The organism is Streptomyces sp. NPDC036813 (assembly GCF_055609245.1).
On record NZ_JBVJPV010000005.1, the window covers coordinates 294886 to 316274 of the forward strand.

At 73.9% G+C, this 21389-nt stretch carries 20 protein-coding genes and 1 pseudogene; 13 read left to right on the plus strand and 8 right to left on the minus strand.

Features of this window, described 5'->3' with window-relative positions; all coding sequences use genetic code 11:
• Positions 1-398 precede the first annotated feature (398 nt).
• Complete coding sequence (locus ACZ67Q_RS13870) at positions 399-1271, minus strand: fructosamine kinase family protein (protein ID WP_471180793.1); 873 nt, start codon at positions 1269-1271, stop codon at positions 399-401.
• A 172-nt stretch (positions 1272-1443) separates the two neighbouring features.
• Here ACZ67Q_RS13870 and ACZ67Q_RS13875 point away from each other — a divergent pair, with 172 nt between their 5' ends.
• Positions 1444-2274, plus strand: a complete 831-nt coding sequence (locus ACZ67Q_RS13875) for an MIP/aquaporin family protein (protein ID WP_471180796.1) — start codon at positions 1444-1446, stop codon at positions 2272-2274.
• On the opposite strand, the gene ACZ67Q_RS13880 is transcribed toward ACZ67Q_RS13875, so the two are convergent.
• On the minus strand, positions 2195-2986 hold the full coding sequence (locus ACZ67Q_RS13880) for a hypothetical protein (RefSeq protein WP_471180799.1): 792 nt from the start codon (positions 2984-2986) through the stop codon (positions 2195-2197). The genes ACZ67Q_RS13875 and ACZ67Q_RS13880 overlap by 80 nt on opposite strands.
• A 226-nt stretch (positions 2987-3212) precedes the next feature.
• Here ACZ67Q_RS13880 and ACZ67Q_RS13885 point away from each other — a divergent pair, with 226 nt between their 5' ends.
• From ACZ67Q_RS13885 to ACZ67Q_RS13900, 4 genes are all read left to right on the plus strand, one after another.
• Complete coding sequence (locus ACZ67Q_RS13885; RefSeq protein ID WP_471180802.1) at positions 3213-4613, plus strand: amidase; 1401 nt, start codon at positions 3213-3215, stop codon at positions 4611-4613.
• 33 nt (positions 4614-4646) lie between these two features.
• Positions 4647-4865: a hypothetical protein gene (locus ACZ67Q_RS13890; protein ID WP_469808237.1), complete on the plus strand. Its 219-nt coding sequence runs from the start codon at positions 4647-4649 to the stop codon at positions 4863-4865.
• Positions 4866-4998: 133 nt separating this feature from the next.
• Entirely contained in the window at positions 4999-6477 is a 1479-nt protein-coding gene (locus tag ACZ67Q_RS13895; protein WP_471180805.1) for an SPFH domain-containing protein, read from the plus strand.
• Between the two features lie 43 nt (positions 6478-6520).
• A complete protein-coding gene (locus ACZ67Q_RS13900; protein ID WP_471180808.1) occupies positions 6521-6967 on the plus strand; it encodes a type II toxin-antitoxin system PemK/MazF family toxin in 447 nt (148 codons plus the stop codon).
• Here the strand turns inward: ACZ67Q_RS13900 and ACZ67Q_RS13905 are convergent.
• Complete coding sequence (locus ACZ67Q_RS13905; protein ID WP_471180811.1) at positions 6952-7779, minus strand: TIGR02452 family protein; 828 nt, start codon at positions 7777-7779, stop codon at positions 6952-6954. The genes ACZ67Q_RS13900 and ACZ67Q_RS13905 overlap by 16 nt on opposite strands.
• Positions 7780-8049: 270 nt before the next feature.
• On the opposite strand from ACZ67Q_RS13905, the gene egtA reads away from it, so the two are divergent.
• From egtA to egtD, 4 genes are read left to right on the plus strand one after another with little or no spacing between them, the layout of a single operon-like run.
• Positions 8050-9372, plus strand: coding sequence for an ergothioneine biosynthesis glutamate--cysteine ligase EgtA (egtA, locus tag ACZ67Q_RS13910; RefSeq protein ID WP_471180814.1), 1323 nt, complete (start codon positions 8050-8052; stop codon positions 9370-9372).
• Positions 9369-10688 (plus strand): ergothioneine biosynthesis protein EgtB, encoded by a 1320-nt coding sequence (gene egtB, locus ACZ67Q_RS13915; RefSeq protein WP_471180817.1) that lies wholly within the window; start codon positions 9369-9371, stop codon positions 10686-10688. Before egtA ends, egtB begins: the two co-directional genes overlap by 4 nt.
• Positions 10688-11470: an ergothioneine biosynthesis protein EgtC gene (gene egtC, locus ACZ67Q_RS13920; RefSeq protein ID WP_471180820.1), complete on the plus strand. Its 783-nt coding sequence runs from the start codon at positions 10688-10690 to the stop codon at positions 11468-11470. Before egtB ends, egtC begins: the two co-directional genes overlap by 1 nt.
• Positions 11467-12429 carry an L-histidine N(alpha)-methyltransferase gene (gene egtD / locus ACZ67Q_RS13925; protein WP_471180823.1) on the plus strand — a complete coding sequence of 321 codons (963 nt, stop codon included), beginning with the start codon at positions 11467-11469 and terminating at the stop codon, positions 12427-12429. The genes egtC and egtD overlap by 4 nt, the downstream gene beginning before the upstream one ends.
• 127 nt (positions 12430-12556) lie before the next feature.
• Here egtD and ACZ67Q_RS13930 read toward each other — a convergent pair whose 3' ends face one another.
• Positions 12557-13816 (minus strand): extracellular solute-binding protein, encoded by a 1260-nt coding sequence (locus tag ACZ67Q_RS13930; RefSeq protein WP_471180826.1) that lies wholly within the window; start codon positions 13814-13816, stop codon positions 12557-12559.
• Positions 13817-14055: 239 nt separating this feature from the next.
• On the opposite strand from ACZ67Q_RS13930, the gene ACZ67Q_RS13935 reads away from it, so the two are divergent.
• Entirely contained in the window at positions 14056-14271 is a 216-nt protein-coding gene (locus tag ACZ67Q_RS13935) for a dodecin (RefSeq protein WP_361629392.1), read from the plus strand.
• Positions 14272-14286: 15 nt separating this feature from the next.
• Here the strand turns inward: ACZ67Q_RS13935 and ACZ67Q_RS13940 are convergent, their stop codons facing one another.
• Positions 14287-14802, minus strand: a complete 516-nt coding sequence (locus ACZ67Q_RS13940; RefSeq protein WP_471180829.1) for a phosphatase domain-containing protein — start codon at positions 14800-14802, stop codon at positions 14287-14289.
• A gap of 54 nt (positions 14803-14856) precedes the next feature.
• Here ACZ67Q_RS13940 and ACZ67Q_RS13945 point away from each other — a divergent pair, with 54 nt between their 5' ends.
• A complete protein-coding gene (locus ACZ67Q_RS13945) occupies positions 14857-15273 on the plus strand; it encodes a (2Fe-2S) ferredoxin domain-containing protein (RefSeq protein WP_471180832.1) in 417 nt (138 codons plus the stop codon).
• Positions 15274-15279: 6 nt separating this feature from the next.
• Here the strand turns inward: ACZ67Q_RS13945 and ACZ67Q_RS13950 are convergent, their stop codons facing one another.
• Complete coding sequence (locus ACZ67Q_RS13950) at positions 15280-16020, minus strand: chaplin (protein WP_471180834.1); 741 nt, start codon at positions 16018-16020, stop codon at positions 15280-15282.
• Between the two features lie 169 nt (positions 16021-16189).
• Between ACZ67Q_RS13950 and ACZ67Q_RS13955 the strand changes: the two are divergent.
• A pseudogene (locus ACZ67Q_RS13955) lies at positions 16190-17184 on the plus strand (LLM class flavin-dependent oxidoreductase).
• 42 nt (positions 17185-17226) lie between these two features.
• Positions 17227-19560: an ATP-binding cassette domain-containing protein gene (locus ACZ67Q_RS13960; protein ID WP_471180837.1), complete on the plus strand. Its 2334-nt coding sequence runs from the start codon at positions 17227-17229 to the stop codon at positions 19558-19560.
• Here ACZ67Q_RS13960 and ACZ67Q_RS13965 read toward each other — a convergent pair.
• Positions 19557-20435 (minus strand): lysophospholipid acyltransferase family protein, encoded by an 879-nt coding sequence (locus ACZ67Q_RS13965; protein WP_471180839.1) that lies wholly within the window; start codon positions 20433-20435, stop codon positions 19557-19559. The two genes, ACZ67Q_RS13960 and ACZ67Q_RS13965, sit on opposite strands and share 4 nt — an antisense overlap.
• Positions 20435-21208 carry a GNAT family N-acetyltransferase gene (locus ACZ67Q_RS13970; protein WP_471180841.1) on the minus strand — a complete coding sequence of 258 codons (774 nt, stop codon included), beginning with the start codon at positions 21206-21208 and terminating at the stop codon, positions 20435-20437. The genes ACZ67Q_RS13965 and ACZ67Q_RS13970 overlap by 1 nt, the downstream gene beginning before the upstream one ends.
• Between the last annotated feature and the right edge of the window lie 181 nt (positions 21209-21389).

The following is a 21389-nucleotide window of genomic DNA, read 5'->3' on the forward strand; positions in this document are numbered from 1 at the left end:
CGAAAGCCGGCCCCGGGCAAGCCGCAGCCGTGCGTGGGCGAAGCCCGCAACGCGAGAGCAACCCCGAAGCCCGGCGGCGAAACCGCGCCACCGGCGCGAAGTCCACCGGCGTGGCGAAGTCGAAGCCCAGACGCTCGGCGGCGAAGCCCGGTACCCGGGCGGGGAGCGCGCAACGGGGCGAGCCCGGGGCCCGGGCGGCGAAGCCGGACGCGGGAGCGGGCCCCGAGCCCGGTGGCGGAATCCGAAGCCTGGGGAGAAACCCGGAGTGTCCGGCGGCGAAGCCGTTGCGCCGATCGGTGTGTGGACGGCCTCGTGCGTTCGCAGCGCGGGTCCGTGGCGCGGAGGAACACCCCCGCGCCCAGGTCGGTTGCGAGCGCGCAGCCGGACCGTGCCCCCACTCAGCCCGACGCAGTCGTCCGGGCAGCTGTCAGTGCCTGTTCGGCGTAGCCGCGGCCGAACAGGACGGCGTGCACCAGCAGCGGGAAGAGCTGGTGGAGGGCGATACGCTCGCGCCAGCCCGCGGCGAGCGGTGCCGCGTCCTGGTAGCCCTCCAGCACCCGCTCCAGGTGGGGGCAGCCGAAGAGGTGCAGCATCGCGAGATCGCTCTCGCGGTGTCCTCCGTGCGCGGCCGGGTCGATCACCCGGGCGTGCCCGTCGGCTCCCCACACCACGTTGCCGTTCCACAGGTCACCGTGCAACCGGGCGGGCGGCTCGGCGGGCCCGGCGAGCTCGGGCAGTCGTTCGCAGACCCGTTCGACCACCGGCGCCTCCGTGGCGCGGACGGTCCCCTGGTCGACGGCGCGGCGCAGATAGGGCAGGACACGGTGCTCGGCGTACCAGCGCGGCCAGTCCGGGCCGGGCGCGTTGCGCATCGGGGCCCGTCCGATCCAGGCGTCCCGCGGGCCACCGGGCGGGGCGGCGCCGAAGGCGGGGGCGCCGGCGGCGTGCAGGGCGGCCAGCTCACGCCCGAAGCGAACCGCCGCCTCGGCGGTGGGCGGCCCGTCGGGGACGCGGTCGGTGACCAGCCAGCGCTCGTCCTGCCCGTGCACCGCGGGCACCGGTACGGCGCCGGCGTCCGCGAGCCAGCGCAGTCCGGCCGCCTCGGCCCGCACCGCGCCGGCGTCGTCGCCGCGTTTCACCATCACCGTGCGCCCGTCGTCCAGCACGACCTCGGTGAGCGCCCCGGACAGCCGTCGCCGCCCGGTGACGCGCGTGCCGGTGAAACGGGCCGCCACGGCCCCGGCATCAAGACCGTCGGAGCTGTTCCACACGGCGCCCAGCGTACGGCCGTACACCCGGCGACGGGCCGCGGACCCCCGCGGAATATGGCGCTCCGGTTGACGTTACGGCCGTGGACGTCCAGCATCAAATCATCACGCTCGCGCGCGAAACGCCCCATCGTCATCACACCCATCCCCCCTCAGAAGGTGGAGGCGGTGCTCCATGGCAGACAGGACGAACGCCAGAGGACTGACCGGCGAGCTGGTCTCGGAATTCCTCGGCACCATGGTCCTCATCCTCTTCGGAGTCGGCGTGGTCGCCCAGGTCGTGGCCGCCGGCCTCGGAAATCACGACAGCATCGCCTGGGCCTGGGGGCTCGGCGTCACCCTCGGTGTGTACGTCGCCGCCCGGATCAGCGGTGCGCATCTCAATCCGGCCGTGACCGTGGCCCTGGCCTGCTTCAAGGGCTTCTCCTGGCGCAAGGTCCTGCCGTACGCGGTGGCCCAGACGGCGGGTGCGTTCGTCGCCGCGCTGATCGTGCGCTGGAACTACACGGAGGTCCTTGCGAAGTTCGACCCCGGTCACACGATCAAGTCACAAGGCGTGTTCTCGACCCTGCCCGGCGACGGTGTCTTCCCGGTCAGCCAATGGGGCGCGCTGCGTGACCAGGTGATCGGCACGGCCATCCTGGTGCTGCTGATCTTCGCGATCACCGACCTGCTCAACACCCCGCCCGGTGCCAACCTCGCGCCGTTCATCATCGGCCTGGTGGTCGTGGCGATCGGTATGGCCTGGGGCACGGACGCGGGGTACGCCATCAACCCGGCCCGTGACTTCGGCCCCCGGCTGGCGAGTTTCATCACGGGGTACGGCACGGCGTTCAGAGACCAGTACGGCGATCTCTACTTCTGGGTGCCCATCGTCGGGCCGCTCGTCGGCGGTGTGGTCGGAGCGGCGATCTACCACCTGCTGATCACTCCGATCCTGCGGCGCGGCGTGGAGGAGCAGGAACCCGGCCGCGTGCCCGCACCCGACGCGGGAGAACACGACTAGACGGCCGCCGCAGGCGCCCGTGCAGCACACCGAGGACGATCGCCGCGCCCACCGCGACCAGGTGTTCACGCCCGGCCAGGTTGGGCACGGCGATCGACTCCCACACCATCGACCCACCGGTGAGCGTGAACAACACGGGCGCCCGGCGGGTCACCGCCATGTACGTGAACAGCCCCACGACCGCCGCCGAGGGGCCGGTGTCGAGCACCTGGCCGGTCTCCGGCGGCAGGCCGAGCCCCCACCAGCCGGGACCGATCGCGATCATCACCCGGGCCGCGAGCGTGCCGGCCAGTGTGGTCGCGTAGGCGACGGCCAGGGTACGGATCCGGCCGAGCGCCAACTCGGCCAGCGCGAACGCCAGGAACAGAGACGTGAGGCCCGCCCACACCGGCAGGTCGAGCGCCGGCACGTACAGCGACACCGGGGTGCGCAACAGGGCCAGCCACAGCGGCAGGTCACCCCGGACGCCGCCGAGGACGCGCACCACGGTCGCGCCCACCGGGTACTGCGCGATCGCGTGGAAGAAGATCACCCCGACGCAGGCCACGCATCCCAGCAGCAGCGCGCCCGGGCCGCGGCGCACGAGCCGGACGACCGGGTCGGCCACGATGCCGCGGAACTCGTTCCACAGCGTCCGCCCGACGAACCCCACCGCGCGCCGTGGCAGCCCCCGCAGCCGCCCGCGCCGGCTCTCCCGCACCGCGGGCGGCATCGCTCCGCCGCCGCCCGCACCTTCCCCGTATGGACGTCCCTCGCCCCGGTACACACCCGCCCCCTGACGCGGGGCGCGACCCCGCCGCCCCCTCCAGCACGACCACCGCCATCGTAGGGAAGGCTCGCCGCCGGCCCGCTCGACCCCGGCCGGACGACGGGGCGTTCCCCCGCCCGCGCCCCGCAGGTTACCGTTCGGTAGACACGGAGTTCCGGAGGTGCGCCGTATGACGCTCGACCGCCCCGCAGGACTGGCCGAGACCGCCCGTGCGCTGGCCGCGGGCGAGGTGAGCGCGCGGGAGCTGGCCGAGCGCACGCTGGAGCGGATCGAGGCGTCACAGGCGACGGTGAACGCGTTCCGGATCGTCCGGGCCGAGGCCGCGCTCGCCGAGGCCGAGGCGGCGGACCGGGAGCTGGCCGCGGGGGTGCGCAGGCCGCTGCTCGGGGTGCCGGTCGCCGTCAAGGACGACATGGACGTGGCGGGCGAGCCGACCGCGTTCGGCTGCTGCGGCGACTTCCCGCCCGTCCCCGAGGACGGGGAGGCGGTACGGCGGCTGCGCGCGGCCGGGGCGGTCATCGTCGGCAAGACCAACACCTGTGAGTTCGGGCAGTGGCCGCACACCGAGGGCCCCGCGTTCGGCGCCACCCGCAACCCGTGGAGCCCCGAGCACACGCCGGGCGGTTCCTCCGGCGGGTCGGCGGCCGCCGTCGCCGCCGGACTGGTGCCCGCGGCGCTCGGCTCGGACGGCGCCGGTTCGGTCCGCATCCCGGCCGCCTGGACTCATCTCGTCGGCATCAAACCGCAGCGCGGCCGGATCTCGACCTGGCCGCGCGGCGAGTCCTTCCAGGGCATCACGGTCAACGGCACCCTGGCCCGTACGGTCGCCGACGCCGCGCTGCTGCTGGACGCGGCGAGCGGCAACCACGCGCGCGATCCGCACCGGCCGCCCGCGCTGACCGTGTCCGACGCGATCGGCCGCGACCCCGGGCGGCTGCGGATCGCGCTGTCGCTGAAGCCGCCGTTCACCGCGGTACCGGCCCGGTTGCGGCCCGAGGTGCGCGCCCGGATCGTGGAACTCGCCGAGAAACTGGCCCAGTTGGGGCACGTGGTGGAGGAGGCCGATCCGCCGTACGGACCGATCGGGCTGACCTTCGTGCCGCGCGCCACCGCCGGGATCGCCGAACGCGTCGCCGAGGCGCCGTTCCCCGACCTCCTCGACGCCCGCACCCGCGGCGCCGCCCGGCTGGGCCGGCTGCTCGGTGGGGCGCCGCTGCGGACGGCCCGGCGGGCGGAGGCGGTGCTGCACCGTCGTATCGGCGCGTTCTTCACGTCGTACGACGTGATCCTCGCGCCGACCACGGCCGCTCCCCCGCCCCGCATCGGCGCCCTGCACGCGCTGGGCGGGTTCGCCACCGACCGGGCGATGATCGCGGCCTGCCCCTACGCCTGGCCGTGGAACGTGCTCGGCTGGCCCGGCGTCAACGTGCCCGCCGGGTTCACCGGCCACGGGCTGCCGGTGGGCGCCCAGTTGCTGGGACCCGCCCACAGCGAACCACTGCTTGTGTCGCTGGCGGCCCGGTTGGAGGCCGAGGCGCGCTGGCACGAACGGTGGCCGCCCGGGGCATAGGCCGCGCCCCGACCCGGCCCGTACGCTGTGACCATGGACGATGCGTCGATGGTCGGGCTCATGGGGCGGGTCACCGGGACGGTCGGGCCCGGGCTGGTCGGCGAGGTGATCGTCCGGGTGCGGGGCGGCGCCGAGCATTTCCTCGCCTACCCGGCCGCCGGCACCGACCGCATCGAGCGCGGCACGGTCGTGATGGTGGTCGAGTACCTGCCGCCGCGGACCGTCTACGTCACGGCCGCGTACGACAGTTGAGCCCGCTGCGGCGCAGGTGAGAGGCGTCTGCGTCAAGATTGCAACAAGGATTCGCGGACGTCTTCCGGCGCGGGCCCGCCGGGCGCACACTCCCTTCGTTCGGTGCCGAAAGGGCACCATGCAAAGGGGGCGAATGCCGATGGTCGTCGGCGTCGTTGCGGGGGCGGTCGTCGTTGCCGTCCTGCTTCTGATCGGTCTGTTCAAGCTCATGTGGCGCGTCGCCGAACCGAACGAGGCGCTCATCATCTCCGGCTCCAAGCACCGTACGGAGGGCCTGGAGGAGGGCATGGGCTTCCGCATCGTCACCGGGCGCGGCACGCTGGTGCTGCCCGGGGTGCAGGCGGTGCGCAAGCTGTCGCTGGATCTGAACGAGACCGAGCTGCAGGTGGACTGTGTCACGCATCAGGGCATTCCGCTGAAGGTGCGCGGCGTGGTCATCTTCAAGGTGGGCGACGACTTCGTGTCGATCGCGAACGCGGCCCGCCGTTTCCTGGACCAGCAGAGGCTGATGTCGGAGCGGGTGCACAACGTCTTCGCCGGTCATCTGCGGTCCATCGTGGGCGGGTTGACGGTCGAGGACATGATCCGCGACCGGGAGAAGCTGACGGGTCAGACGCGGGCCGCGTGCGGCACGGAGATGGAGAAACTGGGCCTGATCGTGGACTCGTTGCAGATCCACGAGATCGAGGACCCGACCGGGTACATCCAGAACCTGGCGATGCCGCACGCGGCGGCCGTGCAGCGGGACGCGCGGATCGCGCAGGCCGAGGCGAACCGGCTGGCGACCGAGGCCGAACAGCAGTCGTTCGCGCGGATGGCGGAGGCGACCCGGGACAGCGAGATCCTCCAGGCCGGCTACCAGGCCGAGCGGGACAAGGCGGCCGCCAAGGCGCGCCAGGCCGGACCGCTCGCCGAGGCCGGGGCCCGGCAGGAGGTCGTCGTGCAGGAGACCCGGGTCGCGGAGCTGGAGGCGCACCGGCGCGAGCAGCAGCTTCAGGCGGATGTGCGCAAGCCCGCCGACGCCCGCGCCTACGAGACCCGGACGCTGGCCGAGGCCGAGCGCGACGCGCGCATCTCGGCGGCGCAGGCCAAGGCGAAGGAGACGGAACTGGCCGCGGCGGCCGAGGCGACCCGGGTCAAGACGGCCGCGGGCGCGGAGGCCGAGGCGACGAGGACGCGCGGTGAGGCCGGTGCCGCCGCCACCAGGGCCACCGGTGAGGCCGAGGCGGCCGCCGCCCAGGCCAAGGGGCTCGCGCAGGCGGAGGCGGTCAAGGCCCAGGGTCTCGCCGAGGCCGAGGCGATCAAGGCGCGGGCCGCCGCGCTGGCCGAGAACCAGGAGGCGGTCGTCGCCCAGCAACTCGCCGAGAACTGGCCGCAGATCGTCCAGGCCGGGGCGTCGGCCTTCGCCAACGTCGACAACATGGTGCTGCTCAACGGCGCCGACGGCATGGCGGACGTGTTCGCCAAGGCGCTCACCATGGGCGGCACGGGTCTGGGCCTGGCCCGCCAGCTGCTCGCGTCGATGAACGTGAACGGCCAGAACCCGGGCGGTCCGTCGCTGAACGGCTCGGCTCCCCAGCCGCCGCAGAGGGTGCCGGTCCAGGACGCGTGAGGCACTGATCGCGCGGTCACGGGGGAGCCTTTAGGGTGCCCCCGTGACCGCTTTCACCGAAGAGAACGTCCCCGGCCGCCACGGCCCCACGGCCACCACCGAGGCCGACCCGCGCGAGGTCGGCCGGGTGCGCACCGAGTACTCCCCCGCCCATGACGGCGATCCCGACCCCGGCGAGATCGTCTGGACGTGGGTGCCGTTCGAGGAGAACGACGGCCGGGGCAAGGACCGGCCGGTGCTGGTCGTCGCCCGCGAGGCGGCGGGCACGCTGCTGGCCGTGCAGCTCTCCAGCAAGCGGCACGACGGCGACCGGGAGTGGGTGCCGATCGGCAGCGGGCCGTGGGACCGCTCCGGGCGCGACTCCTGGGTGGACGTGGACCGCGTGCTGCGCCTGCACGAGCAGGGCATGCGCCGCGAGGCCTGCGCCCTGGACCGGATGCGCTTCGACCTGGTCCGCAGGCGGCTGGCGGAGCGCTACGGCTGGACCTGAGCGGCCACACCCTCGAAGCAGCGTTCGAAGGCGGCCCGGGTGTCGCCCTTGCGGTCCAGGACGCCGAAGACCACGTGCTCGAACCGGTGGGCGAACCGCCCGCCGGGGGTGAGCAGCGCGCGAAACGATGCGGCCACGCGGGCCGGATCGTTGCGGAAGACGCCGCAGCCCCAGGCGCCCAGCACCAGCCGCCGGTATCCGTGCGCGGCCGCCGTCTCCAGGACCCGCTCGGCCCGTACCGCCAGGGCACGCGGCAGCTCGGCCGCTCGCTGCGGGGCCGTGCGCAGGACGACGCCGGCGTTCGGCGCGGCGGCGGTCAGGAATCCGACGTGGAAGGGGTCGTCCAGCAGGCGGCCCCGGTCGTCGCGGAAGACCGGCACACCCGGGGAGTGGATGACCCGGTCCGTGTAGAACGGGTCGCGGTGGGTGCGGTGGTGGTCGTAGAACCCCGGCGCCCGCAGCAGGCAGGTGTGCAGCGCGGAGGCCCGGCACAGGGCCTCCTCCTGGGCCTGCGCCCCGTTCAGGTAGCCACCGCCCGGATTGCGCGCGGAGGCGAAGTTCAGGACGGCCACCGGGTGACGCGCGAGGCGGCGGGCGGCCTGAAGGCTGCTCTCGCCGGTGACCTCGATCCGCGTGTCGGCCGGCGGCACCCCGGGCACGGGCACCGGCTCCGGGCCGTGCATCCGCGTGTCCTTCCGCGCCGCCTCGATCGCCACCGCGAGGGACACCGTGTGCCCGTCCGGCCGGACGTACCGGCCCGCCTCGACGATCGTCTCCGTCTCCCGCGCGATGCCGCGCAAGCGCGCGCTCACGGCGTCACCCCCGTGGACGCCAGGAGCGCGCGTTCCCCCGTCGTGCTCATGGACGCATCCTGAGCGATGCTGGTCGTGCGCCGCAACGCGTTTTCCCGGGCGTGGAACGCGGCGGAAAACCTGCGGGAAAGGAACCTTACGAAGCCCGGAACGTGTCGCCTGGCACTCTTGTGCGATTCGGCAGGAGCGTCTTGGGTGGGACGAGCGTGCCGCGCCCGGACCACCCGGAGCCGGGCCGGCGGCATGGTGGACTCTCAGGAGGATCCCGACATGTCCGATTCGTCGCCTACCGCGGCGGGTGACTGTACGGAGCACAGCGAGCCCCGTACCCGTGTCACCGAGGCCGAGGTGGAGGCCCTGGTCAGGGGCATCTGCTTCAAGACCGGACCACCCCGCCTGCTCGGGGTGGAAGTGGAATGGCTCGTCCACGAGGAGCGCGACCCGCGGCTCCCCGTGACACACGACCGGCTCGACGCGGCCTACGCCGCACTGCGGAAGGTGCCCCTGGGCTCGGCCCTCACCGTCGAACCCGGCGGCCAGCTGGAACTGAGCTCGCCGCCCGCCGCCTCCCTGATGGAGTGCGTCGGCACCGTCTCCGCCGACCTCGCCGCCGTCCGCGCCGTACTGCGCCGCGACGGCCTGGTCCTGGCCGGCATCGGCCACGACCCCTGGCACTCCCCGCGCCGGTATCTGCGCGAGCCGCGCTACGACGCCATGGAGACCGCCCTCGACCGCGCCGGACCGGCCGGCCGCGCGATGATGCGCACCTCCGCCTCCGTGCAGGTCTGCGTGGACGCCGGGCACGAGGAGCCCGGTCCGCTGGGCCACGGGCGCCGCTGGTGGCTGGCACACACGCTCGGCGCCGTACTGGTGGCGGCCTTCGCGCACTCCCCGATGGCCGGGCACCGCCCCACCGGCTGGCGCTCCACCCGGCAGCTGCGCTGGATGGAGATCGGTCCGGGCCGCGCGGGCGCCCCCGTCCAGGACGGCGAGCCGCGCGCCGCGTGGGCCCGGCACGTGCTGGACGCGCCCGTGATGTGCGTCCGGCGCGAGGACGGCCCGTGGGAGGTGCCCGACGGGCTCACCTTCCGTGAGTGGACGCGTTCCGGGGCGCCCCGGCCACCGACCCGTGCCGACCTCGACTACCACCTCACGACGCTGTTCCCGCCGGTGCGCCCACGTGGCCATCTGGAGCTGCGGATGATCGACGCCCAGCCCGGCGACGACGGCTGGATCGTGCCGCTGGCGGTGACGGCCGCCCTGTTCGACGACCCGGAGGCCGCCGAGACCGCGTACCGCAGGGTGAAACCGCTGGCGGAACGGACGCTGGCACTGCCCGCACCGCACAACCCGCTGTGGACCGACGCGGCCCGTGACGGCCTCGCCGACCCGGAACTCGCGGAGGCGGCCGCCGACTGCTTCACGGCGGCGCTCAGGGCTCTGCCCCGCCTGGGCGCCACCACCGAGGTCACGGACGCCGTCGCCGCGTACCGGGACCGCTATGTGCTCAGGGGCCGCTGCCCCGCCGACGACCTGCTGGACCGACTGCGCGGCGCCGACGCGCGCGCACACGGGAAGGACGACCTGCGATGACCGAGCCCGCGCCCGACGCCGACAAGCTCCGCGAGCGCGCCCTCACCTCGCTCACCACCGCCCGCGAGCGCACCACCCTGCTCACCACCTGCGTCGACGGCCCCGACCTCACCGCGCAGCACTCGCCGCTGATGTCCCCGCTGGTCTGGGACCTCGCGCACATAGGCAACCAGGAGGAGCAGTGGCTGCTGCGCACGGTCGGCGGACAGGAGGCGATACGCCCCGAGATCGACCATCTCTACGACGCCTTCGAGCACCCTCGCGCCGAACGGCCCTCCCTGCCGCTGCTCCCGCCCGACGAGGCCCGCAAGTACGCCGCCCAGGTGCGCACCCGGGCCCTGGACGTGCTGGAGTCCGCCCGGCTGGACGGCACCCGGCTGACCGAGGCGGGTTTCGCGTTCGGGATGATCGCGCAGCATGAACAGCAGCACGACGAGACGATGCTGATCACCCATCAGCTGCGCACGGGACCGCAGGCCCTGATCGCCCCGGATCCCGATCCGGTGCCGCTGTTCACCGGTCCGGCCGAAGTCGTCGTCCCCGGCGGCCCGTTCACCATGGGCACCTCCGGCGAGCCGTGGGCGCTGGACAACGAACGGCCCGCACACGTTCGGGAGGTCGCGCCGTTCGCGATCGACACCACTCCGGTGACCAACGGCGCCTACCAGGCGTTCATCGAGGACGGCGGCTACGACGACCCCCGCTGGTGGACCCGCGAGGGCTGGGACCACATCCGCCGCCACACGATCCACGCGCCGCTGTTCTGGCGCCGCGACGGCGGGCAGTGGCTGCGCCGCCGCTTCGGCGTCACGGAGGTCGTCCCGCCCGACGAGCCGGTCCTGCACGTGTGCTGGTACGAGGCCGACGCCTACGCCCGCTGGGCCGGGCGGCGGCTGCCGACGGAGGCGGAGTGGGAGAAGGCGGCCCGCTTCGACCCGGCGACCGGGGGCTCGATGCGCTACCCGTGGGGCGACGCCGACCCGGAACCCGAGCACGCCAACCTCGGTCAGCGCCATCTGCGCCCGGCCCCGGCCGGCAGCTACCCCAAGGGCGAGTCGCCGCTCGGCGTACGGCAGTTGATCGGCGACGTGTGGGAGTGGACGGCGAGCGACTTCCTGCCGTACCCGGGCTTCACTGCGTTCCCGTACAAGGAGTACTCGGAGGTGTTCTTCGGCCCCGAGTACAAGGTGCTGCGCGGCGGCTCGTTCGCGGTGGACGCGGTGGCCTGCCGCGGCACCTTCCGCAACTGGGACTACCCGATCCGGCGGCAGATCTTCTCCGGCTTCCGCACCGCCCGCTCCGTGGAGGCTGTCTGATGTGCCGTCACCTCGCCTGTGTGGGAGACGAGGAACCACTCGGCCGGCTCCTGGTGGAGCCGGAGCACGGCCTGTACCGGCAGTCGTGGGCGCCCCGGCGGCAGCGGTACGGCACGGTCAACGCCGACGGTTTCGGGGTCGGCTGGTACGCCGGGGGCGACCCGGTGCCGGCGCGCTACCGCCGGGCCGGCCCGATCTGGGCCGACCAGTCCTTCGCCGACCTGGCCCGCGTGGTGCGCACCCGGGCGCTGCTGGCCGCCGTACGGGACGCGACGCTGGCGGGGGCCGACGCGGAGGCCGCCGCCGCGCCGTTCGCCTCGGGCCGCTGGCTGTTCAGCCACAACGGCGCGATCGCCGGCTGGCCGCGCTCCCTGGTCGCCCTCTCGCGCACCCTGCCCGCCGAGGACCTGCTGGCGCTGGAGGCGCGCACCGACTCGGCGCTGGTGTGGGCCCTGGTACTGGCCCGGCTGCGGGCCGGTGACGAGGCGGGCCAGGCGCTGGCCGACACGGTCGCCGAGACCGCCCGGGCCGCGCCGGGATCCCGGCTCAACCTGCTGCTCACCGACGGCGACACGATCGCCGCGACCGCCTGGGGCGACACCCTGTGGTACCTGGCCGAGCCGGGCCGCCGCACGGTCGTGGCCTCCGAGCCGTACGACGACGACCCGCTGTGGCGCGAGGTCCCGGACCGCACCCTGCTGACGGCGAGCCGCACCGAGGTGCTGCTCACCGAGCTGAAGGACCTCGATCAGGACACACCCCCCAAGGAGTTCCGACCGTGAGCCCGTTCCGCATCACCCGCACCCTGCCGGAGGACGCCACGGACGCCGCCCTGCGCGCGGACGTCCTCGCCGGCCTCGCGGCCACCCCGAAGACGCTGCCGCCGAAGTGGTTCTACGACGCCCACGGCAGCGACCTGTTCGAGCAGATCACCGCGCTGGACGAGTACTACCCGACGCGCGCCGAGCGCGAGATCCTGATCGACCGGTCCGGGGACATCGCCGCCGCCACCGGGGCCCGCACCCTGATCGAGCTGGGCTCCGGCTCCTCGGAGAAGACCCGGTACCTGATCGACGCGCTGACCTCGCTGCAGACCTATGTGCCGGTCGACGTCAGCGAGAGCGCGCTCACCCAGGCCGGGCAGGCACTCGCCGCCGAGCGGCCGGACCTGGACGTGCACGCCCTGATCGCCGACTTCACCGGGGCGCTCGCCCTGCCGGACACACCGGGGCCGCGGCTGGTGGCGTTCCTCGGCGGCACGATCGGCAATCTGCTGCCGGCCGAGCGGTCCGCGTTCCTCGGCTCGGTACGGGGGCTGCTCTCCCCCGGTGACGCGTTGCTGCTCGGCACGGACCTGGTGAAGGACGAGCAGGTCCTGGTCCGCGCCTACGACGACGCGGCCGGGGTGACGGCGGCGTTCAACAAGAACGTCCTCACCGTGATCAACCGCGAGCTCGGCGCCGACTTCGACGCCGACGGGTTCGACCACGTCGCCCGGTGGGACGCGGACCGCGAGTGGATCGAGATGCGGCTGCGGTCCCGTACCGCGCAGACCGTGAAGGTTCCCCCGCTCGGCCTCGCCGTCGACTTCGCGGCGGGCGAGGAGCTGCGCACGGAGGTGTCGGCGAAGTTCCGCAAGGAGGGGGTGGGCGGCGAACTGGCCGCCGCGGGGATGGAGTTGTCCCACTGGTGGACGGATCGCGAAGGCCGGTTCGCACTGTCGCTGGCCACGGTGCGGTGAGAGGAGTGGGCGTGGCGGCCGTGGTCGGCTGAGGCGTCGGCCACGGCGCGCCGAGGCGTTGGCCGCACTGCGCTGACGCGCTGGCCGCACTGCGCTGACGCGCTGGCCGCGTTGCGCCGAGGGCGGCTCAGCGCAGCGACACCTTCAGCGCCTCGGTGATCCGGCGTGAGGCGCGCCGGGCCTCGGTGGCGGGGTCGGCCCCGGCCAGCACGGCGGTCATGTAACGCTTGATCGGGTTGTCGGCCTCGACCACCGCCCACTCGGGCGTGCTGGGGGTCGCCCGGCCGTGCGCGGCTCCGGCCGCCATGGCCGCGACCCCCTCCTCACCGGCCACGGCCGGGGCGAGCCTGGCCTTGTTGGGCACGTAGTTCATGGTGCGCGCGAGGTCACCGTCCCACCGGGCGCCGGTGAGGGCCTCGACAACGGCGACAGCGCCCTTGCGTTCGTCGGTGTTCTGTGGCACGACGAGGTCGGAACCGCCGGTGAACACGGCGCCGGTGCGGCCGGCGCTCCTGCCCGGGACGGGGAAGAAGCCGAGCTTGCCCTTGAGGCCGGGGTTCTGCTGCACGATGGACTGGGCGAGGCCGGGGACGGCCACGATCTGCGCCACTGTGCCGGAGGCGAACACCCCTGCCTGCGGCGGGTGTTCCTCGTCGGCGTCGGCCGGCCCGTCGCCGAGGGCGTGCAGCCGCCGGTAGAAGTCCATGCCGCGCAGGGCGGCCGGGGTGTCGAGGGTGCCGCGCCAGCCGCCGTCGCCCTCCACCGCGAGCTCCCCGCCCTCGTCCCAGACGAACCCGGCGAGGGTGTACCAGTCCTGTCCGGCGAGGTAGATGCCCTGATGGCCGGCGGAGTTCAGCTTGCGCGTGATCTCCAGCCACTCCTGGCGGGTCTTCGGCGGTGCGGTGACACCGGCCTGGGCGAAGAGGTCCTTGCGGTAGACGACGACGCGGTTGGCGGCGTACCAGGGGATGCCGAACTGCTGTCCGTCGCGCTGCCCCGGCTCGGCGAGTCCGGGCAGCCAGTCGTCCAGGCCCCAGTCGCGCATGGACTCCAGGGTCAGGTCGAGCAGTCCGCCCTTGTCGATGTACTGCGGGACCTGGGTGTTGCCGACCTCGATGACGTCGGGGCCGTCGGTGCCGTCCGCCTTCAGCGCGGCCTGCACCTTGGCGCCGATACCGGTCCACTGCTGGACGCGGATGTCGAGCGCGAGGTCGGGATGGGTGTGCTCGAAGTCGTCGGTGAACCGGCGCAGGAACTCCGGTGAGGCGCTGTCCTTCATCAGCCAGACGGTGACCGTGCGGCGGGCCGCGCCGCTGTCCGGCAGGACGCCACAGGCGGTGAGCAGGCAGGCGGACGTGCAGGCGAGGGCGAGGAGGCGGCGTGGCACGAGGGGGCTCCCGGGGTCCTGGCTGGAGGGCTTCAGGCTGCGGACAGAGAAATGGGACCCGACGTGGGGGACGAGCGAGATACTCGAACGGGTGTGCCGGATTTTGGTATGGACCAATGCGAGGGGTCAAGGGTTTCCCCGAGTAAGGCGGGCCCGACCGCCTCGCGCCGAGCGGCACTCTGGGGCACGGTGGAGTGACGCGTGACACACGCGCCCCCGCCCGCGAGAGGAGCACCCGCATGTCGAACCACACCTACCGGGTCACGGAGATCGTCGGCACCTCCCCCGAGGGTGTCGACGCAGCGATCCGCAACGGCATCACGCGCGCGTCGCAGACCCTGCGCAACCTGGACTGGTTCGAGGTGACACAGGTGCGCGGGCAGATCGAGGAGGGCCGGATCGCGCACTGGCAGGTGGGCCTGAAGGTGGGCTTCCGCCTCGAGGAGTCCGACTGACGGACCCCTGGCGGCTCAGGTACGGCCCTCGCGCTCCTGCGCGACCTTCAGCTCGGTCGACGGGGTGGCCCAGCGGGCCCGCAGCACGGTGAACCCCTCACGCTCGGCGTCGTCGCACACCAGCTCGTCGTCGTCCACCAGGACCCGGACCTCGCGGCTGCGGGCGAGCCGGCGCAGGGTCTCCAGCTTGGTGCGCCGGGCGGGCCGCCGGTCGTCGTCGCGGCGCATGTACACGCGCCCCTCGGGCAGCCCGTGCTCGGCCAGCCAGTCCAGCGTGTCGGCCCGGCACCGCTCGGGCCGCCCCGTGAGGTAGACGACCTCGCACTCCCCCGCGCTCTCCACGGCCAGCGCGACACCCTCGGCGAGCGGCGGGTCCTCGGGCGCGGCGGCGAAGAAGCCGTCCCAGTCCTTCGGCCGCCGCTGGAGGAACCGCTGCCGGTGCGCGGTGTCGGCGAGCGTGTTGTCGAGATCGAACACGGCGAGCGGACGACGGGAGGCGCGGGCGGCGGACGTGCGGGACGTAACAGTCACGGGGTCCACCCTAGGGGGTGTCTCCGGCTCCGCCCTATGGATCATGCTTCTCCCATGCGATCCACCGCCCGGCCCCGCGTCCCCGCCCCCCGCTCCTTCGTCGGCGCCGCCCGGCAACGGCCCTGCACCCTCGTGGTGTGCCGGGGCTGCTGCTGCGGCAACGCCCGCAAGCACCCCGGCACCGATCACGACTGGCAGGTGGAACGGTTGCGTGCCGCGGCCGTGGAGCACGGCTTCCAGGTCCGCACGACCGACTGTCTCGGCCCCTGCGACCAGGCGAACGTCATCGTCGTCCAGCCGTCGGCCGCGGGACGCCGGGCCGGCGGGCGGGCCGTGTGGGTGGGGTTCGCGATGGACGACGACTGCACGCAGGAGGTCATCGACTGGGCGGCCGCGGGCGGCCCCGGCGTGGCCGCGCCGCCGGTGACGCTGGAGTTGCAGGTCATCCGGCGGCCGGGAGCACGCAGGTAGGGCCCGTCAGTGCCGGGCGCCCACGCGGTGGCGCCGGTACAGTGCCGCGCCGCCCAGCAGCAGCGCCCCGCTCGCCAGGGCGGCCGGGAGCATGCCGTCCGTGCCGGTCTCGGCGAGGGCGCTCGCGGCGCCCACCTCCTCGACCGGCGTGCGCACCAGCGCCGTGTCGTGGTGCGGCGCCGGCGGCTGCGCGTGCACCGGGGGCACCGACCGGTCGATCGGCTTGTCCGGCGTCCGCGGCGTGCCGGGCTGCTGCGGCTTCTCGCCGGAGGTGTTGGACGACTCGTTGCCGAACACCGGGTTGCCGATGCCGACGATGTTCGCCGTGTTGCCGCTGACGTTGACCGGGAGATCGACCGGCAGCTGGACCCCGTTGCCGGAGATCACGCCGGGCGAGCCCTCGTTCGTCTGCCCGGCCGAGGCGCCACCGCCCGCGTTCAACGAGCCGCCCGTGCCGGAGCCGTTGGTGCCGGAGCCGCCCTTGCCGGAGCCCTCCTTGCCCGAGCCGCCCTTGTTCGCACAGGTGTTGCCGAACGCCGGGTTGAGCAGACCCACCACGTTCACGCTGTTCCCGCACACGTTGACCGGCACGGCCACCGGGAGCTGGATCCCGTTGCCCGAGGCGACGCCGGGCGAACCGGCCAGATTGCCCTCCGCCGCCGAGTCGGCGTGCGCCGCCGGGACCATGGCCATCGCACCGGACGCGGCGGCCACCGCGATCAGGGTGTTCCGGGTAACCCGCTTCATAGGTTCCCTGCCTTCCACAGATGAGAGAGATGCGGTCTTTCGCCCGCATCAGGTGCAACGCCCGGAGGCGGGAGGAGTTATGAAGAATCCACCGTTCGCGCGGCCGTGTCCGCGCGCCGACGCCCCGTGACGGCGGGAATCCCTCGCCCCCGCGCGCGTTGAACAGGGTGTGAGTGCGCTGATCCACCGGACCCGTTTCTCCGTCCTCGACCGCTCCCGCACCGGGAAGGGCACCCGGCGGGAGAGGCGTTGCGCGACACCGTGCGCCTCGCGCGCGAGGCGGAGCGGCTCGGCTACCACCGCTTCTGGGTGTCCGAGCACCACGGCGTACCCGGCGTGGCCGGATCGGCGCCGACGGTGCTGGCCGCCGCGGTGGCCGGCGCGACCGAGCGGATCCGGGTCGGCACGGGCGGGGTGATGCTGCCGAACCACCAGCCCCTCGTGGTCGCCGAACAGTTCGGTGTGCTGGAGTCCCTCTTCCCGGGGCGGATCGACATGGGGCTCGGCCGGTCGGTCGGTTTCACCGACGGGGTGCGCAGGGCGCTGGGCCGCGACAAGGGCGACGCCGAGGACTTCGCGGCGCAGATCGGGGAACTGCTCGGCTGGTTCGGCGGCACCTCACCCACCGGGGTGCACGCACGGCCGGCGGAGGGGCTCACCGTGCCGCCGTTCGTGCTGGCCATGGGTGAGGGCGCGCGGATCGCCGCCCGGCTCGGCCTGCCCATGGTGATCGGCGACCTGCGCGGCCGGGAGAAGATGCGGCGCGGCATCGACGCCTACCAGGAGGCTTTCCGGCCCTCGCCGTGGGCGAGCGAGCCGTACGTGGTGATCTCCGGCACGATCGCGGTGGCCGCCACACAGGAGGCCGCCCGGCGGCTGCTCCTGCCCGAGGCCTGGTCTATGGCGTACTCCCGCACGCACGGCACCTTTCCGCCGCTGCCGCCCGCCGAGGCGGTCGAGACCCGTGCGATGACCTCGAAGGAGCGCGGCTTCTACGAGGCGGGGCTCACCGGGCACATCGCGGGCACCGAGGAGCAGGTCGCCGCAGAGCTGGAGACGCTGCTGAAGGAGACGGACGCGCAGGAGGTGCTGGTCACCACCAGCACCTACGACCGTGCGGCGCTGTTGGACTCCTACCGCCGGCTGGCCACGCTGTTCGCATAGAATCGCGGGGTTTGTCCCCCAGCCGCCGTACGGAGCCCCGCCATGCACAGCCCCCACGACCCGTACGTCCGGGTGCGCGGCGCCCGTGAGCACAACCTCCAGGGCGTGGACGTCGACATCCCGCGCGACGCGGTGGCGGTGTTCACCGGCGTGTCCGGATCGGGCAAGTCGTCGCTGGCGTTCGGCACGATCTACGCCGAGGCGCAGCGCCGGTACTTCGAGTCGGTGGCGCCGTACGCGCGGCGGCTGATCCATCAGGTGGGCGCGCCGAAGGTCGGCGAGATCACCGGGCTGCCGCCCGCGGTGTCGCTGGAGCAGCGCCGCTCGGCTCCGACCTCGCGTTCCTCGGTGGGCACGGTGACGAACCTGTCCAACTCGCTGCGGATGCTGTTCTCGCGGGCCGGCAGCTACCCGCCGGGCGCCGAGCGGCTGGACTCCGACGCGTTCTCGCCGAACACGGCGGTCGGCGCCTGTCCCGCCTGCCACGGACTCGGCCGTGTGCACGACACCAGCGAGGAGTTGCTGGTCCCGGACCCCTCGCTGTCGATCCGGGAGGGTGCGATCGCCGCCTGGCCGGGCGCCTGGCAGGGCAAGAACCTGCGGGACATCCTCGACGCGCTCGGCTACGACGTGGACCGGCCCTGGCGGGAGCTGCCCGCCGAGCAGCGGGAGTGGATCCTGCTCACGGACGAGCAGCCCGTGGTGACCGTTCATCCGGTGCGGGACGCCGATCGCATCCAACGGCCGTACCAGGGGACGTACATGAGCGCCCGGCGGTATGTGCTCAAGACGTTCGCGGACTCCCGGAGCCAGGCGCTGCGGGCGAAGGCGGAACGCTTCCTGACCAGCGCGCCCTGCCCGGCGTGCGGGGGCAGCCGGCTGCGACCGGAGGCGCTGGCGGTGACCTTCGCCCGCCGCACGATCGCCGAACTGGCGGCGCTGCCGCTGGCGGAGCTGGCGGGCACCCTGACCGCCGACGGCGAGACGGCCCGTGTCCTCACCGAGGACCTGAAGTCCCGTATCGCGCCGGTCCTCGAGCTGGGCCTGGGCTATCTCAGCCTGGACCGGGCCACGCCGACCCTCTCGGCGGGCGAGCTGCAACGACTGCGGCTCGCGACACAGCTGCGCTCCGGGCTGTTCGGCGTGGTGTACGTCCTGGACGAGCCGTCGGCGGGGCTGCACCCGGCGGACACCGAGGCGCTGCTGAAGGTGCTGGCGCGGCTGAAGCGGGCGGGGAACTCGGTGTTCGTGGTCGAGCACCACCTGGACGTGGTGCGCGGCGCCGACTGGCTGGTGGACGTCGGCCCGCGGGCCGGGGAGCACGGCGGGCGGGTCCTGCACAGCGGTCCGGTCGCCGAACTGGCGGGTGTGGCGGAGTCGGCGACGGCCCGCTTCCTCTTCGACGACTCACCCGTCCCGGTGCGCGAGGTGCGCGCTCCACAGGGGCGACTCGAGGTCGGACCGGTCACCCGGCACAACCTGCGGGGCGTGACCGCCACGTTCCCGCTGGGTGTCTTCACGGCCGTCACCGGCGTGTCGGGGTCCGGCAAGTCGACGCTGGTCGGCGAGATCACCGAGGACCTGCCGGGCGTGGGCCGCCTGGTCTCGGTGGACCAGAGGCCGATCGGCCGCACCCCGCGCTCCAACCTGGCGACGTACACGGGCCTGTTCGACGTCGTACGGAAGGTGTTCGCGGGGACGGACGAGGCGCGTGAGCGGGGTTACGGGGTGGGCCGGTTCTCCTTCAACGTGCCCGGTGGGCGGTGCGAGACCTGCCAGGGCGAGGGCTTCGTCAGCGTGGAGCTGCTGTTCCTGCCCAGCACGTACGCGCCGTGCCCGGACTGCGCGGGGGCCCGCTACAACCCCGAGACGCTCCGGGTGACGTACCGCGGGCGGACGATCGCCGAGGTGCTGGATCTGACGGTGGAGGCGGCCGCGCAGTTCTTCGCGGACACCCCGGCCGTCGCGCGCAGTCTCGGCACGCTGCTCGACGTGGGCCTCGGCTACCTCCGCCTCGGCCAGCCGGCGACGGAGCTGTCCGGCGGTGAGGCGCAGCGGATCAAGCTGGCGAGCGAGCTGCAGCGCGGCCGCCGCGGCCACACCCTGTACCTGCTGGACGAGCCGACGACCGGCCTGCACCCGGCCGATGTGGAGGTGCTGATGCGCCAGTTGCACGGACTGGTGGACGCCGGGCACACGGTGGTCGTCGTGGAGCACGACATGACGGTGGTCGCGGGCGCCGACTGGGTGATCGACCTCGGCCCGGGCGGCGGCGACGCGGGCGGCCGGATCGTGGCGGCGGGGCCCCCGAGGCAGGTGGCCCATGCGGAGGGCAGCGCGACGGCACCGTATCTGGCAAGGACCCTGGGGCGCTAGGCGACGTCCAGGGGCAGGAGGGCGGGGCGTCGGGGGGCGGGCAGGGGTGTCGAGGCCGGGGCGGGCAGATGCGGGCAGGTGGGCGGGGCCGGTTCCGCGGCCTGCGCCAGGGCGCGGCGGTCCGGATGGCGGTCCGGCGGGATCGGGGCGCGGACCTCTGCCTCGGCCACCAGGCCGCGCGAGGACACCACCCGCCACACGCTGCTGAGCAGGGAGTCCTCGCCGACGAACGCGGGGGTGGTGGATGCTCCCCCGGTGCGCCGGTAGTAGCGCAGGTGCACCGGCTGGACGGGGACACCGGCGTCGAGGGCGGCCTGGAAGGCGGCGCGGCGGAAGCGGCCCTGGGCGCGGCCGCACCAGGTACTGCCCTCGGGGAAGACGGCGACGGCCTGCCCGGCGCGCAGCGCTTCGGCGACCCGGGCGACCGTGCCGGGCAGGGCGCGCAGCCGGTCCCGGTCGATGAACAGGGCACCGCCGCGCGCGGCCAGTGCGCCCGCGACCGGCCAGTGGCGTATCTCGGACTTGGCGAGCATGCGGGCGGGGCGGACGGCGGCCAGCAGGGGGATGTCCAGCCAGGAGATGTGGTTGGCGACCAGCAGCAGACCGCCGGTGGGCGAGGCGGCGGAGCCGGTGATCCGGACCCGCACGCCCGCCGCCCGCACGATCCACCGGCACCAGACCCGCACGATCGGCGCCGGGATCCTCCCCCGCGAACGGGGGGACCCCCAGCCGAGCGGGGACAGGGCGATCCCGGCGAGCAGCAGCGCGACCACCACGGTCAGCCTGAGCACCGCGCGCGGTACGGCGGTGACGCGGACGCTCGCCTCCACGCACGCCCCCGGGGTGCAGGGGGCGCTGGGCAGCCAGACGCTCATCAGGCCGGGACGAGGGAGAGGAAGTGCCGCAGATAGCGCGGGTCGACCCGGCGCATCGACAGCAGCACGTACAGGTCGGCGACCCCGAAGTCCGGGTCGTGGGCGGGCTCCCCGCACACCCAGGCGCCCAGGCGCAGATAGCCGCGCAGCAGGGCGGGCAGTTCGGCGCGGGAGGCCGGCTCGGCTGCGGCGCGCGGGGTCCACGGCAGCAGCGGACGCACCCGGTACTCCTCGGGGGCCAGGTGCCGGGCGCGCACCCGGTCCCAGGTGGCGGCGGCGAGGGTGCCGCCGTCGGCGAGCGGCAGGGAACAGCACCCGGCCAGCCACTCGTGGCCGCGGTCGACCATGTAGCGGGCGATGCCGGCCCAGATGAGACCGATGACGGCGCCGTCGCGGTGGTCGGGGTGGACGCAGGAGCGGCCGACCTCGACCAGGCCGGGGCGGATCGCGTCGAGCGCGCGGAGGTCGAACTCGCCCTCCGAGTAGAGCCGTCCGGCGACGGCGGCCCGCTCGGGCGGCAGCAGCCGGTAGGTGCCGACGACCTGCCCGGTGATCTCCTCGCGCACCAGCAGGTGGTCGCAGTACGCGTCGAAGGCGTCCATGTCGTGGCCGGGCTGCGGGGTGGTGAGCAGGGCGCCCATCTCCCCGGCGAAGACGTCGTGCCGCAGCCGCTGCGCGGCACGCACCTCGGCCTCGTCCCGGGCGAGGGAGACGGTGTAACGGGTGGGCGCGGCGGGCTGCGGCGGACGGTCGAGCGTGGAAACGCCGGTCATGGCTGACTCCTGGGACGGCCGGAAGGGCGAGGGAGGCGGTACCCCTCGTTTCTTCCGACGCCGGTTGGCGCGGACGTGACCGGAGCCAGGAGCGAGGATGTGGAACTGTTGAATGCCAGACACCGACGCGAGACGGGACCGGGGAGAGCACCAGCCCCCGGTCCCGCCCGTTCGCGCCTGT